Below are 13,651 nucleotides of genomic sequence, written 5' to 3' on the forward strand. Positions count from 1 at the left end.
CACGGGCAGCGCGGGTCCGCCTAGACCTCCTCGACGTCCAGCACGCCGGTTAGCGATTTGATCGCGCCTTTGATTTGCGGGGAGACGGGATAGGTTCCGGGCAAGTCAATCTCGACCTCGCCGGGCAGACCCTCGGTCATCAGACAAAGCTGGATCGGGCCTTTGCCTTGCCCGCCTTTGGGCAAATCCTGCAGGACGCGAGCGACGGATTGCACCGCCGTTTCAGCCTCGACGAACACTTTGAGGCCCATGGAACTGGTGTCAATCACGGCGGTATCCAACGGGGTGACGGAACGCCCGAGCAGCTTGAGTTGATCGCTTTCCATTGTCGCTTCAACCGTCAGCATCACCTTGGCTCCGGTCTCCAGATGATCGCGCGCGGTTTCCAACGTGTCAGAGAACATCGTGACTTCGTAGGCACCCGTCGTGTCGGACAGTTGCACAAAGGCAAAGCGATTGCCGCGGGCCGATTTACGCTCTTGCCGGCCTGCAACGGTACCGGCCATCTTGGCAACATGCGCGCCACGCTCGGCCTTTTGCGTCACCTCATGCAGCGTCAACACGCCTTTGCGTTTGAGCGGCCCCATGTAGTCATCCAGCGGGTGTCCCGAAAGGTAGAACCCGATCGCGGTAAATTCTTCCGTCAGACGTTCGGCAGGCAACCAATCGTCCACCGGGCTGAGGCGCGGTTCAGGCAGATCGTCGCCCGCCTCCCCAAACAAAGACACCTGATTGGAGTTGCGCTGGTCGTGAATCGCGGCGGAGTAACCGACGAGACCATCAAGGCTGTCAAAGACGCGGCGGCGGTTCGAATCAAGCTGATCGAACGCCCCGGAGCGGGCCAGCATTTCCAGCGGACGTTTACCGACGCGTTTCAGATCAACCCGGCGCGCAAGATCGAAAAGCGTGGTAAACGGTTTGTCACCGCGCGCGTCGGTCACCAGTTTCATCGCCTCGACACCGACGTTTTTCAATGCACCCAATGCGTAGACGACGCGCCCTTCGGATACGCTGAACGTCGCCTCGGACCGGTTCACACAAGGTGGGATAATCTCGATCCCGAGGCCGCCGCGGTCTGTGGGTTTGCGCACCTCATCGGCGTAGATCGCGAGCTTGTCGGTCAGATGCAAATCGCAATTCATGACACCGGCCATGAACTCCACCGGGTGGTTCGCCTTTAACCATGCTGTCTGGTAGCTGACGACCGCATAGGCGGCGGCGTGGGATTTGTTGAAGCCATAGTTCGCGAACTTGTCGAGAAGGTTCCAAACCTCCATCGCCTTGTCTTTATCGACGCCGTTTTCAGCCGCTCCTTTGAGGAACTTGGGGCGTTCCTCGTCCATGGCTTCCTGAATTTTCTTACCCATGGCGCGGCGCAATAGATCAGCGCCGCCAAGGGAGTATCCGGCCATTTCCTGCGCGATCTGCATCACCTGTTCTTGGTAAACGATGATGCCCTGCGTCTCGTCCAGAATATGGTCGATGGAAGGGTGCAACCCCTCGCGTTCCGACAGGCCATTCTTGACCTCGCAATATTTCGGAATGTTCTCCATCGGTCCGGGACGGTAGAGCGCGACGAGCGCGATGATGTCCTCGATACAGTTGGGTTTCATGCGCTTGAGCGCATCCATCATGCCGCTGCTTTCCACCTGGAACACGGCGACGGTCTTCGCGGCGGAATAAAGCGCGTAGGTGGGTTCATCATCCAGCGGGATCGCGTTGATGTCGATCTCGACCCCACGATCTTTCAGCAAATTCAAGGCGTTCTGGATGACCGTCAGGGTCTTGAGACCCAAAAAGTCGAACTTCACGAGGCCCGCCTGTTCGACCCATTTCATGTTGAACTGGGTGGCGGGCATATCCGAACGCGGGTCTTGATAGAGTGGGACAAGAGCGTCCAGCGGGCGGTCGCCGATCACGACACCTGCGGCGTGGGTGGAGGCGTTTCTAAGCAACCCCTCGACCTGTTGACCGTAGTCCAGAAGACGCGCGACAACCTCTTCGTTTTTCGCTTCCTCACGCAAGCGCGGCTCATCCGCGAGCGCTTTTTCGATGGAAACAGGCTTAACGCCTTCAACCGGGATCATCTTCGACAAGCGATCCACTTGGCCATAAGGCATCTGTAAAACGCGCCCCACATCGCGGACGGCGGCTTTGGACAGAAGCGCGCCGAAGGTGATGATCTGACCGACCTTGTCGCGGCCGTATTTTTCCTGAACGTAGCGGATCACTTCCTCGCGGCGGTCCATGCAGAAGTCGATATCGAAGTCAGGCATGGAAACCCGTTCGGGGTTCAAAAACCGCTCGAACAGGAGCGAATATCGCAAGGGATCCAGATCGGTAATGGTTAACGCATAGGCGACCAGTGAACCTGCGCCAGAACCCCGCCCTGGCCCCACCGGGATATCGTTGTCCTTCGCCCATTTGATGAAATCGGCAACGATCAGAAAATAGCCCGGAAAGCCCATGCCTTCGATGATGCCCAGCTCAAATTCGAGCCGCTTTTCGTATTCCTCGACCGAGGCGGCATGAGGGATGACAGCAAGGCGTTCTTTAAGACCCTCCACTGATTGCCGGCGCAACTCGTCAATCTCGTCATCCGCAAATTTCGGCAGGATAGGGTCGCGCTTATACGCCTTGAACGCGCAACGCTGCGCAATTTCTACCGTATTATCAAGCGCTTCCGGAAGATCAGCAAACAGAGTCGCCATCTCTTGCGGTGTCTTCAGGTAGTGCTGCGGGGTCAACCGACGGCGCGGTTCCTGCTGATCGACATAAGCTCCTTCGGCGATGCAAATCAGCGCATCATGGGCCTCATACATCTTTGCTTTCGGGAAGTAGACGTCGTTTGTCGCGACCAATGGCAGATCCATCGCATAGGCCATTTCGACAAATGGCCGTTCGGTCAAACGCTCGGCTTCGGGCTGGCCCTCCTCGGACGGGTGGCGCTGCAACTCAACGTAAAGCCGGTTGGGAAAGGCAGCGGCGAGGCGGGTCATCAACGCCTCGGCCTTCGGGCGTTGACCGGCTTGCAAGAGCTTGCCCAGCGCGCCTTCAGGACCGCCGGTCAGGCAGATCACACCTTCAGCCCGTGCGGTCAATTCATCGACCGTCACCTGCGGGAGCTGATCGCCTTTGTCCACGTAAAGACAACTGTTCAGCTGCATCAGGTTCTCGTAGCCAAGCTCGTTCTGAGCCAACAAAACAAGGGGCGCAGGATCTTTTGGGCGGGCTCCGGGTTCTGCCGGATCATATGCCAGATCGACCTGACAGCCCATGATTGGCTGCACGCCAACCTTCGCGGCGCCTTCCGCGAATTCGAGCGCGCAGAACATGTTGTTGGTGTCGGTCACAGCCACGGCAGGCATGCCCATATCGACGCACAGACCGGGGAGTTTCTTGACCGGAATCGCCCCTTCAAGGAGGGAGTATTCCGTGTGAACGCGGAGATGAATGAATCGGGGTTGGCTGCTCATTGCTTGACCGTATCGCCGTGTCCGGCCCGATGGAAGCGGTCGCGCTGCGAAAAACGACCTTGCAAGATGCAGTGCCCCGAGTAGCGTGCATTCCTGACAAGAGACGCGCCAGACAGGGGGCAGCATTGACCGATATTATTGTGATTGGCGGCGGGATCGCCGGGGTCTCTGCCGCGGCGGAACTGGCGGTGGGGGCGTCCGTAACCGTGCTGGAGGCCGAGAACGCGCTGGCCTATCATGCCTCGGGTCGCTCGGCGGCTATGTTTTTGAAAACATATGGCAATCAAACGATCCGCGCGTTGAACGAGGCGTCGGAAGCCGGCCATTTGGCTGCAGGCGTTTTATCCCAGCGTGGCATGCTGTTGCTAGGCAAACCAGAGGAAGCAGAGGCGTTTGAAGCAGAGCGTTTGAGCTTTGGGATGGAGCGACTTACGAGTGGCGAGGCACTACAGAAACTGCCCATCATTAACCCGAAAACCTGCGCTTATGCCGGTTATCTGGACACGGCGCAGGATCTGGATACGGACCTATTGGTGCAAACCTACCGGAAAGCGGCTTTGGCCGCCGGTGCCACGTTTATCACCGGCGTGAAGGTCGATGCGGTCGAGCAGACCGGGGGCAAGTGGCATGTACGCGCGGGCGCGCGAAGCTGGACGGCGGATATCGTGGTAAACGCAGCGGGCGCTTGGGCAGACGAAGTAGCGCAGCTTGCCGGTGTGGCACCTTTGGGCATTCTACCATATCGCCGCTCGATGGCGCGGGTCCCTGCGCCGGGGGGGCATGACACCTCGGACTGGCCCTTCGTCGATGGGATCAATGAGGCATGGTATGCCAAGCCCGACGCGGGGAAATGGTTAATCTCCCCTGCAGATGAAGACCCGGTCGCGCCGCATGACGCTTGGCCCGACGATATGGTTCTGGCCGAAGGGATCGCACGGTATCAGGAGATGGTCACCGAAGAGGTCACGCGGGTCGAAACCACTTGGGCAGGCTTGCGGAGTTTCGCACCGGATCGAGCCTTGGTTATCGGGCGCGACGTCGCAGAGAACAGCTTTTTGTGGTTGGCAGGGCAAGGCGGGTATGGTTTTCAAACCGCCCCAGCGGCCGCGCGTCTATGCGCGGACATAGCGCTAGGGCGAGCACCTGAATTGAGCGCGGATGTGGTGGCGGCATTGTCGTCGGAAAGGTTCTCATGACACGTCTGGTTTCCCCTTCGGCGGCACGAAACGCCGGGCCGATCCTCGCAATTCTGGAACGCATCGCACCGCCTAGCGGGCGCGCGTTAGAGATCGCAAGTGGCACAGGCGAACATGTGTTGCATTTTGCGCATGCGATGCCTGAGATTGACTGGCAACCCTCCGATGTCGATCCCGAACGACTTGCCTCGATCGAAGACTGGGCGCGCGATCACTATGGGAATAATCTGCTGTCCCCGATCGCATTGGACGCAACCGAACCTGGCTGGGCGATGGCGCATGATCCGTTTGATCTGGTCGTTCTGATCAACCTGCTTCACCTGATCTCGGACACCGCTGCCGAAGCCGTTTTGGATGGCATCGCAGAGGCGCTGGAGGATAATGGCACAGCGTTGATCTACGGTCCGTTTTTGCGAAACGGTCAAACGACCAGCGATGGCGATGCGACGTTTCACGCGAAAATCCAAGCGGATGATGCGGAAGCCGGATACAAAGATATCGAGATAATTACTGCCTATCTTCAAGAGCTTGATCTGGCTGTCACATGTCAGAAGATGCCTGCGAACAACATCGCACTCATCGCTCAAAAGTAGCCCAAACCGAAGGGCAGCTCTCGCCGTTTCAAGACCATTAATCCGTCTGCGCAAGGCGGTGGCGTGGCTGCCTGAAGCGTTGTCAGCTCGGCCTCGATGATCCGCGCCAAGCAGTCGAGTGCCTGCGGGTCAGGCGCATCTTCTGCCCGCAGGTTCGTCAAAAACTCCGCATTCAGAAGCACCGTCTTCAGGCTGCCTGAAGGGCGCAAAGAGATGACCCTAACCAGATCGGGGGCGTCTTCCGACTGACAGGCTGTGCCGCATTGTTCGACCGCTTCGGGGACGAATTTCAGGTTGAACCACTCGGCAAAGGTCACGACCCGTAAGCGTGCTGCATTGATATCGTCGGTGTAGCTGAGCCCGTCAGGCAATGTGATTTCTGCACGCAAGGCTGCCGCCGCATCCCCGCTCAGATGGACCTGAACCGGATCGGAGCTGCGGACCATCAGGAGGATAGCGAGGGCGGCCACCAGCAAACCGATGGCGCTAAAGAAAATCACGCGGATCATACTGATCTAAGAAGGGTTGAAACGCTCTACGTCAAGGTTAACCGTCAACGCGGATTGCCGCATTTGTCGGATCGTAGGGGCTATCCTCAACGATTTCCGCATCCCAAAGCTGATCGAACATGCGCACCTTCAGCTTGGTTCCCGACACCGCGAGATCGGGCGTGACGTACCCCATCCCGATCGACTTCGAGAAGGCCACGGAATAGCCGCCAGAGGTCAAGCGTCCCACGCGGGTGTCGCCGTGATAGAGCGCCTCGCGCCCCCATGGATCGGCGTCGTCCGGGCCGTCAATCAACAGCGTTACACATTTGGATCGCACGCCGGTTTCGACCATGGCGTCCTTGCCGTGGAAGTCTTTGCTGAGGTCGATAAACCGAGGCAGATCAGCCTCTTGCGGGGTCGCGTCGCGGCCCAGTTCGGTGCCAAAGGCGCGGTAAGATTTTTCCTGACGGAGCCAGTTCTGCGCGCGCCCGCCAACCAGTTTAAGCCCGTGCTTTTCACCGGCTCTTTCGATCAGATCGAAGAGGTAATTCTGCATCTCGATAGGATGATGCAGCTCCCACCCCAACTCACCGGTATAAGCGACGCGGATCGCGCGAACAGGGCACATGCCCAGTTCGATATCGCGGCACGACAGCCACGGGAACCGCTTGTTGGAGAGCACCGTGGACGGATCAGCATCCTTAACGATCTCATTCAAAACGTCGCGAGATTTCGGACCTGCAATCGCAAAGACACCCCATTGGGTCGTGACATTCTGAATTTCGATATAGCCGAATTCGGGCGCTTTATCCTCGGCGGCTTTACGCAAGAAATCAGCATCGTAATCTGTCCAAGCCCCTGCAGAGACGAGGTAATATTCGTCTTCGGCCAATCGCACGATGGTGTATTCGGTGCGGGTGGTGCCTTTGGCGGTCAAGGCATATGTCAGATTGATGCGACCCACTTTGGGCAGTTTGTTGCAGGTGAACCAATCCAGGAACTGGGTCGCGCCGGGGCCTTTGACGACATGTTTGGTAAACGCAGTGGCGTCGACCAGACCGACGCCTTCGCGGATCGCCTTGGCTTCCTCGACGGCATATTGCCACCATCCGCCACGCCGGAACGAGCGCGCGTCGTGATCGAAATTGTCGTCCGCATTAAGGGGGCCGAAATAGTTGGGCCGCTCAAACCCATTCACACAGCCGAACTGCGCGCCGCGCGCCTTTTGGCGATCATAGACAGGGGCCGTGCGCAGGGGACGGCAGGCGGGGCGCTCTTCATCTGGGTGGTGCAGGATGTAGACGTGCTCATAGGCTTCTTCATTCTTGCGCGCGCTGTATTCGGTGGTCTGCCAGTCGCCGTAGCGCTTGGGATCGAGGGAGGCCATGTCTATCTCGGCCTCGCCTTCGGTCATGAGTTGGGCCAGGTAGTGACCTGCCCCGCCAGCCGCAGTGATGCCGAAGGAAAAGCCCTCGGCCAGCCACATGTTACGCAAGCCCGGCGCAGGGCCGATCAGCGGATTCCCGTCGGGTGTGTAGCAAATCGGACCGTTGAAATCATCTTTCAAACCAACCTCTTCCGTGGTCGGGATGCGGTGGATCATCGACATGTATTCTTCTTCGATCCGCTCCAGATCGAGGGGGAAGAGGTCGGCGCGGAAGCTATCGGGCACGGCGTATTCAAAGCGCGCAGGCGCATTCAACTCATAAGGCCCAAGAATCCAGCCGCCGCGTTCTTCGCGGACATACCATTTGGCGTCCGCATCGCGCAGCACCGGGTGTTCGGGGTTCGATTTGCGCCATTCCACAAGCGCTGGATCAGGCTCGGTCACGATAAACTGATGCTCCACCGGGATGGCGGGGATCTTGATGCCCAGCAGCTTGGCCGTGCGCTGCGCGTGGTTACCTGTGGCGGTCACGACATGTTCCGCCGTAATCACGCTTTGCTCGTCTGACGGGACCAGATTGCCGCCCTTTTCGACCATCTTAGTGATCGTCACGCGCCATTCCGAGCCGGTCCATTCGTAGCCATCGACCTGCCATTTACGCTCAATCGTGACGCCGTGCTGACGCGCACCTTTGGCCATCGCCATCGTAACATCGGCGGGGTTAATATAGCCGTCGGTCGGATGATAAATGGCGCCTTTCAGATCTTCGGTGCGCACCAATGGATAACGCTCTTTGATCTGAGCGGGCGAAAGCCATTCATAAGGCACACCGCAGGTTTCCGCCGTGGACGCATAGAGCATATACTCGTCCATACGCTCGTCGGTTTGCGCCATGCGGAGGTTGCCGACAACATAAAAGCCCGCGTTCAACCCCGTCTCTTCCTCAAGGGTTTTGTAGAACTTGATGGAGTAGTCGTGGATATGCGTGGTGGCATAGCTCATGTTGAAATAGGGCAGCAGACCAGCGGCATGCCAAGTGGAGCCTGAGGTCAGCTCGTCCCGCTCCAGCAGCATCGTGTCCCACCCGGCCTTGCCGAGGTGATAGGCAATCGAGGTGCCGACAGCGCCACCACCGACGACCAGGGCTTTGACATGCGTTTTCATGGGACTCTCCGCGCAATTCTTCGCATTTCTTTTAGCGCGCCAGCGCGCGGGCCGGATCGTTCACCCGACCTAATGCAGCGAAAATGCGACCTTGGCGCGCTTGGCAAGGGCTTGGGCGGTGGCTAAACCCAAACGCAGCACGTGAAGAGGACTATTGTTGATGAAGACGACAAGCACCGTGGCCGAGACCCGCGCGCAGGTGGCGACCTACCGCAAGGCGGGCGAGACCGTGGGGTTGGTGACAACAATGGGCGCGCTGCATGAGGGGCATCTGACGCTAATGCGCGCGGCGCGGGCGGATCATGACCGGGTCATTGCTACGATCTTTGTGAACCCGACGCAGTTCGGGCAGATGGCCGATCTGGCGACCTATCCATCCGATGACAAACGCGACCTGGAGATGCTTGGCGATGAGGGCGTTGATTGTGTCTTCCTGCCGAAAGCGCCCACGATCTATCCCGCCGGGGACGAGACGATTGTCGAGACGACGCGCATGGCGAATATGCTGCACGGAAAGGTCCGTCCAGGCCATTTTCGCGGGGTGACAACGGTGGTTGCGCGGCTGTTCAACATCGTGCAGCCAGACGCCGCCTTTTTTGGTGAGAAGGATTACCAGCAGCTTCAGATCATCAAGAAGATGGTGCGCGATCTGCAAATGCCCCTGACGATTGAAGGCGTGCCGACCGTGCGAGAAAGCGATGGGTTGGCGATGTCTTCGCGTAATGTGCGCCTTGGAGCCGAGGACCGCGCGGCAGCGACGGTTCTGTATCAGTCGTTGATGGCAGCGGACGCTGCGGCAGCCAAAGGCACCACAGTCGAAGAGATGTGGTCCGTGATCGCCGACATGATCACCGCCGAGCCGCGCGCGACCTTGAAAGCAGTCGATATTGTCGAGGCCGAGAGCCTTGATCCCGTATCCGGGCCGTTGAAAGGGCCCACGGCCATTATGATCTCTGCCGAGTTTGGCGGGGTTCTTTTGATCGACCAACATGTCGTCACACCTGGAGACTAACCCATGAGCACTCAGACCCCGATCCGCCGCAACACCGTCCCGCAGATCGCCGCGCGCAAAGGCGGGGAGCCGATCGTCTCGCTCACCTCGTATCACGCGCACACGGCGGCGATTGTCGACAAATACGCGGATTTTATTCTGGTGGGCGACAGTCTGGGCATGGTGATGCACGGCATGGACAGCACAGTCGGCGTATCACTCGACATGATGATCACCCATGGCAAAGCGGTGGTGCGCGGCACGCAAAAGGCGCTGATCGTGGTCGATATGCCCTTTGGGACCTATGAGGAATCCCCAGCGATTGCCTTCCGCAACGCGGCCAAGATCATGAAGGAAACCGGCTGCGGCGCGGTCAAGCTGGAAGGCGGCGCGCGGATTGCCGACACGATCCGCTTTCTGACCGAGCGCGGCATCCCGGTGATGGCCCATATCGGTCTGACGCCGCAATCAAGCCATGTGATGGGCGGTTTTAAAACCCAGGGGCGGGACGAAGACAGCTGGCCCCTGCATGAAACCGACGCGAAAGCCGTAACCGAAGCAGGCGCATTCGCGATTGTGCTGGAAGGCATGGTCGAACCACTTGCTGCCAAGATCACCAAACAAATCCCGATCCCATCCATCGGCATCGGCGCGTCTGTCGAATGCGACGGACAAATCCTTGTGCTGGAGGATATGCTGGGTCTGAACGCATGGACGCCGAAATTTGTGAAAGTCTACGGCAATCTCGGCCCGCAAATCGAAGAAGCGGTCAGCCAATATGCCGACGAGGTTAAGTCGCGGGCCTTCCCGACAGAGGCTGAGACCTATTCCTGACCGCAGTGCCCTGCAAAAAAGCTTATTCCCTTAACGTCCTTCACTCTATAAAGCCATGTAACAGCTTTATGACGCCTTTGGGTGAGGGACATTACAATGCGCGATTTGACCTATTGGAGCAGCCGTCGGCTGGTCACGACCGTGTTGATCCTGAATGCCATCATGATTTTGCTTGGCTATCTGGATGACAATATCTTCAAGCATTACGACGAGCGCAGGGCTGGGACATATATCTCGGTGATTCTGCTGCTTTTGCTAGGTGTAACGAACTTTCGGATTTTTCTGCAACGGCGCAGCCACCTGATTTGGTTGCTTATGGCCGTTGGTTTTGTCTTTTTGGCCTATGACGACCAGTTCAAGTTCCACGAGGGGTTTGATCGAGACATTCACCGGTTCTTTGGCATGACCCAGACCCCGCTAACGGATCGGTTGGATGATTTCATAATCGGCGCTTATGCGATTTTTGGAGCAGGCGCGCTGTATCTCGCCCGAGCTGAAATCATGCGGTATAAGATGCTGTTCGGCTACCTTGCCGTCGGGTTTGCCATCGTCGCGGTCTCTGTCGTTCTGGACGCCGTAACCAACGACAAAGCTGTTCTGGAGTGGATGGGCCTGTCTGACACGATGGTCTCGACCCTGAAAAGGATGCTCGGCACATTTGAGGAAGTTTGCAAATTGATGGCCGAAGCGGTGTTTCTGGCCGGGTTCTTTGAAGTGCTGCGCCGCGTGAGACAAGAACAAGACATCACATCGGAAAATCGTGCCCCGGCCTAAAGCATCACTCTTAATCGAGACGCTTTTCCAGATAATAAAACGCTTGCGACCCCTTGTAATCGCTCAGCTGCCCAAAGACACGGTACCCAACTTTTTGATACAGCGCTCGGGCGACTTCACTGCGGGTTTCGAGATGGATGCGGATGCAATTGCGGGCCAGCGCGTGGGTCTCGGCACGGTGTAAAAGCTGGCGGCCCAACCCCTGGCCCTGGTAGGTCTCGTCGACCCAAAGCTCTGCTATATGGGCACTGCGAAACGCGATATCGCCCTTACAGCCGCCGCAAAGCGCCCCTGCCTCGTCTTCAAGCGTGAGCAGGAAGGTCTCAAGATCAGAGGTCCGCAGGGTTTCGCCAGTTTGAACCAATCCGTCATGAAGAGCACGCGCCTTGTCTGGATCGGTCGGAGTATGCAAATGAAACGTCAGGCCCGACATCTTGGTGGGCGCACCTAAAGCATCGCCGGGACGACCTGATCGGGCGGGCGGTGGCCGTCATCGAACGTCTTGATATTGATCAAAACCTTCTCGCCCATCTCCATCCGGCCCTCTTCGGTCGCTGATCCCATATGCGGCAACAGAACGACATTCCCAAGCTCACGAAGGCGCGGATTGATGTCCACGCCGTGCTCATAGACGTCGAGGCCAGCACCGGCGATTTCGCCCGCGCGCAGCATCCGTGTCAGCGCATTCTCGTCGATCACTTCACCGCGCGACGTGTTCACGATCACCGCGGAGGGCTTCATCAGCTTCAAGCGCCGTGCATTCATCAGATGGAAGGTCGAGGGCGTGTGCGGGCAGTTGACCGACAGAATGTCCATGCGGCTCACCATCTGGTCGAGGCTTTCCCAATAGGTCGCCTCCAGCTCGGTCTCGATCTCGGGGCGCAGGCGCTTGCGGTTGTGATAGTGGATCTGCATGCCGAACGCCTTGGCGCGGCGCGCTACGGCCTGACCAATACGGCCCATGCCCAGAATGCCCAGACGGCGCCCGCCAACCCGACCACCGAGCAACGCCGTGGGGGCCCACCCGGTCCACCGACCGGTCTGCATCATCGCAAGCCCTTCGGGGATGCGTCGCGTCACACTGAGGATCAGCGCCATCGTCATATCTGCTGTGTCTTCCGTCACCACGCCGGGCGTGTTGGACACCAATATTCCCCGCTGGCGCGCGGTGGAGACGTCGATATGGTCTACCCCTGCCCCGTAATTCGCTATCAGCTTGAGCCGCTCACCCGCGCCGGCCAGCATCGCGGCGTCAATCGTATCGGTCACCGTCGGCACCAACACATCCGCGCGCTTCATCGCCTCGGCCAATTCGGACTTTGACATCGGCGCATCATCGCCGCGCAAATCGACATCAAACAGCTCTTTCATCCGCGTCTCGACAGCCTCTGGCAACCGTCGCGTCACGACAACACTCAGCCTTTTGGTCGGCATAGAGCCCCTCCTGATGCTTCCCTTACGTCTTCGTTGCTGTCAAAGTGGCAGCATTAAACACGCGCCACAAGAGCGCGCGGGAAAAACGGGCAAACGAGCGGTTGGTATGAAAACACTGGGAAAATGTGTGGCATTCGCTGTGCTGTGCGTGATCGGCGCACAGGCTGTCGCGTCCGAGCGCGGCCCTGTGACGAATCTGCCGATCCCGCGCTATGTGTCGTTGAAAGCCTCGGAAGGGAATGTGCGGCGCGGCCCATCGCTGACCCACCGTATCGATTGGGTCTTCAAACACCGCGATATGCCGCTGCGCATCACCGCCGAGCATGGCCATTGGCGGCGGGTGCAGGACCGTGACGGTGCAGGTGGCTGGGTACATTACTCTCTGCTATCGGGCACGCGCACTGTGATCGTGGATGAGGACTTGCTGCAAATCCGCAGCAAACCTGAGCCGGAAGCGTCTGTTGTCGCGCAACTGGAGTTGGGCGTCGTGGCGCGGCTGGGCCCGTGTAACGAAACGTGGTGCCGGGTGACCGCAGGCGGCCATCGCGGCTGGGCCGACAAATCCAAGCTTTGGGGTGTCGCTCAGGACGAGCTGCGCGACTAGGCCTTACGCGCCGTGCCCATGTAGATGATCGCTGTACCGGGCAACCGCCCGAATGTGAAATCAAGCCGTTTGTTGATGCCGCGCGGGCCAAGCCCGGTCAACGCGCCAACCTCGAAACCGGCCTCGGCAAGGGCCGCTTTCAGCTCGGACGGCTTGATGAACATCTCCGGATCATGGGTGCCTTTGGGTAGTAGTCCCAGGATGTTCTCAGCCATCGTGATCACCGCAAGCCGCGCAATCGGGTTGCGATTGATCGTGTCGAACAACAACATTCCGCCCGGTTTCAGCACTCGAGCGGTTTCATGCAGAACCTTTTGCAGATCGCTGACATGCTCCAGCACATCGACGCAGACAACCGCGTCGAAGCTGCTGTCTTGGTATGGCAGCGCTTCGCCCACGCCGACATCATACCGGATGTCATGGCCCGACTGCTGCGCATGAACTTGCGCTGCGGCAATCGCATCGGCGGCGGGATCAATGCCCGTGACCTGCGCGCCACGCTCGGCCAAAGCCTCCGCCATGAAACCACCTGCACAGCCAAGGTCTAGGACGGTTTTCCCATCCCAATCCATGAACTTATCGAAATATGACAAGCGACCTGGCACCATGTTCTTGAGGGTGCGCACCCAACGGATTTCGTCCGACCACCAGTCAGCGGCCACAGTGTTATAGATCGTCAGATCGTTGCGTTGCATGTTCATGCCGCA

Annotated in this window: 12 protein-coding genes; 6 read left to right on the plus strand and 6 right to left on the minus strand. The window is 58.7% G+C overall.

All coding sequences use genetic code 11. From position 1 onward, the window contains the following. Positions 1-20: 20 nt before the first annotated feature. Positions 21-3,476 (minus strand): DNA polymerase III subunit alpha, encoded by a 3,456-nt coding sequence (gene dnaE / locus KUW67_RS10795; protein WP_224825314.1) that lies wholly within the window; start codon positions 3,474-3,476, stop codon positions 21-23. A gap of 125 nt (positions 3,477-3,601) precedes the next feature. Between dnaE and KUW67_RS10800 the strand changes: the two genes are divergently transcribed. Beyond that, positions 3,602-4,672: an FAD-binding oxidoreductase gene (locus tag KUW67_RS10800; RefSeq protein ID WP_224825315.1), complete on the plus strand. Its 1,071-nt coding sequence runs from the start codon at positions 3,602-3,604 to the stop codon at positions 4,670-4,672. After that, the gene (locus KUW67_RS10805; protein WP_224825316.1) at positions 4,669-5,265 is read left to right on the plus strand and encodes a DUF938 domain-containing protein; all 597 of its coding nucleotides are present in this window, start codon (positions 4,669-4,671) and stop codon (positions 5,263-5,265) included. Before KUW67_RS10800 ends, KUW67_RS10805 begins: the two co-directional genes overlap by 4 nt. Here the strand turns inward: KUW67_RS10805 and KUW67_RS10810 are convergent. Continuing rightward, positions 5,256-5,774, minus strand: a complete 519-nt coding sequence (locus KUW67_RS10810; protein WP_224825317.1) for a hypothetical protein — start codon at positions 5,772-5,774, stop codon at positions 5,256-5,258. The two genes, KUW67_RS10805 and KUW67_RS10810, sit on opposite strands and share 10 nt — an antisense overlap. A gap of 37 nt (positions 5,775-5,811) precedes the next feature. Beyond that, the gene (locus KUW67_RS10815) at positions 5,812-8,307 is read right to left on the minus strand and encodes an FAD-dependent oxidoreductase (RefSeq protein WP_224825318.1); all 2,496 of its coding nucleotides are present in this window, start codon (positions 8,305-8,307) and stop codon (positions 5,812-5,814) included. 160 nt (positions 8,308-8,467) lie between these two features. Between KUW67_RS10815 and panC the strand changes: the two genes are divergently transcribed. The 3 genes from panC (at position 8,468) to KUW67_RS10830 (ending at position 10,906) form a co-directional block, all read left to right on the plus strand. Then, positions 8,468-9,319, plus strand: coding sequence for a pantoate--beta-alanine ligase (gene panC / locus KUW67_RS10820; RefSeq protein ID WP_224825319.1), 852 nt, complete (start codon positions 8,468-8,470; stop codon positions 9,317-9,319). A gap of 3 nt (positions 9,320-9,322) precedes the next feature. Then, the gene (gene panB, locus KUW67_RS10825) at positions 9,323-10,132 is read left to right on the plus strand and encodes a 3-methyl-2-oxobutanoate hydroxymethyltransferase (protein WP_224825320.1); all 810 of its coding nucleotides are present in this window, start codon (positions 9,323-9,325) and stop codon (positions 10,130-10,132) included. Positions 10,133-10,228: 96 nt separating this feature from the next. Beyond that, entirely contained in the window at positions 10,229-10,906 is a 678-nt protein-coding gene (locus KUW67_RS10830) for a hypothetical protein (protein WP_224825321.1), read from the plus strand. Positions 10,907-10,916: 10 nt separating this feature from the next. Here KUW67_RS10830 and KUW67_RS10835 read toward each other — a convergent pair whose 3' ends face one another. After that, positions 10,917-11,339 (minus strand): N-acetyltransferase, encoded by a 423-nt coding sequence (locus KUW67_RS10835; RefSeq protein ID WP_224825322.1) that lies wholly within the window; start codon positions 11,337-11,339, stop codon positions 10,917-10,919. A 14-nt stretch (positions 11,340-11,353) separates the two neighbouring features. Further along, the gene (locus KUW67_RS10840; protein WP_224825323.1) at positions 11,354-12,340 is read right to left on the minus strand and encodes a D-glycerate dehydrogenase; all 987 of its coding nucleotides are present in this window, start codon (positions 12,338-12,340) and stop codon (positions 11,354-11,356) included. A gap of 106 nt (positions 12,341-12,446) precedes the next feature. On the opposite strand from KUW67_RS10840, the gene KUW67_RS10845 reads away from it, so the two are divergent. Further along, the gene (locus KUW67_RS10845) at positions 12,447-12,944 is read left to right on the plus strand and encodes an SH3 domain-containing protein (RefSeq protein ID WP_224825324.1); all 498 of its coding nucleotides are present in this window, start codon (positions 12,447-12,449) and stop codon (positions 12,942-12,944) included. On the opposite strand, the gene ubiG is transcribed toward KUW67_RS10845, so the two are convergent. Beyond that, the gene (ubiG, locus tag KUW67_RS10850; RefSeq protein WP_224825325.1) at positions 12,941-13,645 is read right to left on the minus strand and encodes a bifunctional 2-polyprenyl-6-hydroxyphenol methylase/3-demethylubiquinol 3-O-methyltransferase UbiG; all 705 of its coding nucleotides are present in this window, start codon (positions 13,643-13,645) and stop codon (positions 12,941-12,943) included. The genes KUW67_RS10845 and ubiG overlap by 4 nt on opposite strands. Between the last annotated feature and the right edge of the window lie 6 nt (positions 13,646-13,651).

The organism is Cognatishimia sp. MH4019 (assembly GCF_020177595.1).
In the GTDB taxonomy this organism is placed as follows: domain Bacteria; phylum Pseudomonadota; class Alphaproteobacteria; order Rhodobacterales; family Rhodobacteraceae; genus JAHTBL01.

Excerpts from the sequence above, each read along its gene's own strand:
- dnaE (WP_224825314.1), bottom strand. The coding sequence starts at position 3,476 with ATGAGCAGCCAACCCCGATTCATTCATCTCCGCGTTCACACGGAATAC.
- KUW67_RS10805 (WP_224825316.1), top strand. The coding sequence starts at position 4,669 with ATGACACGTCTGGTTTCCCCTTCGGCGGCACGAAACGCCGGGCCGATC.
- KUW67_RS10810 (WP_224825317.1), bottom strand. The coding sequence starts at position 5,774 with ATGATCCGCGTGATTTTCTTTAGCGCCATCGGTTTGCTGGTGGCCGCC.
- KUW67_RS10815 (WP_224825318.1), bottom strand. The coding sequence starts at position 8,307 with ATGAAAACGCATGTCAAAGCCCTGGTCGTCGGTGGTGGCGCTGTCGGC.
- panC (WP_224825319.1), top strand. The coding sequence starts at position 8,468 with ATGAAGACGACAAGCACCGTGGCCGAGACCCGCGCGCAGGTGGCGACC.
- panB (WP_224825320.1), top strand. The coding sequence starts at position 9,323 with ATGAGCACTCAGACCCCGATCCGCCGCAACACCGTCCCGCAGATCGCC.
- KUW67_RS10830 (WP_224825321.1), top strand. The coding sequence starts at position 10,229 with ATGCGCGATTTGACCTATTGGAGCAGCCGTCGGCTGGTCACGACCGTG.
- KUW67_RS10835 (WP_224825322.1), bottom strand. The coding sequence starts at position 11,339 with ATGTCGGGCCTGACGTTTCATTTGCATACTCCGACCGATCCAGACAAG.
- KUW67_RS10840 (WP_224825323.1), bottom strand. The coding sequence starts at position 12,340 with ATGCCGACCAAAAGGCTGAGTGTTGTCGTGACGCGACGGTTGCCAGAG.
- KUW67_RS10845 (WP_224825324.1), top strand. The coding sequence starts at position 12,447 with ATGAAAACACTGGGAAAATGTGTGGCATTCGCTGTGCTGTGCGTGATC.
- ubiG (WP_224825325.1), bottom strand. The coding sequence starts at position 13,645 with ATGAACATGCAACGCAACGATCTGACGATCTATAACACTGTGGCCGCT.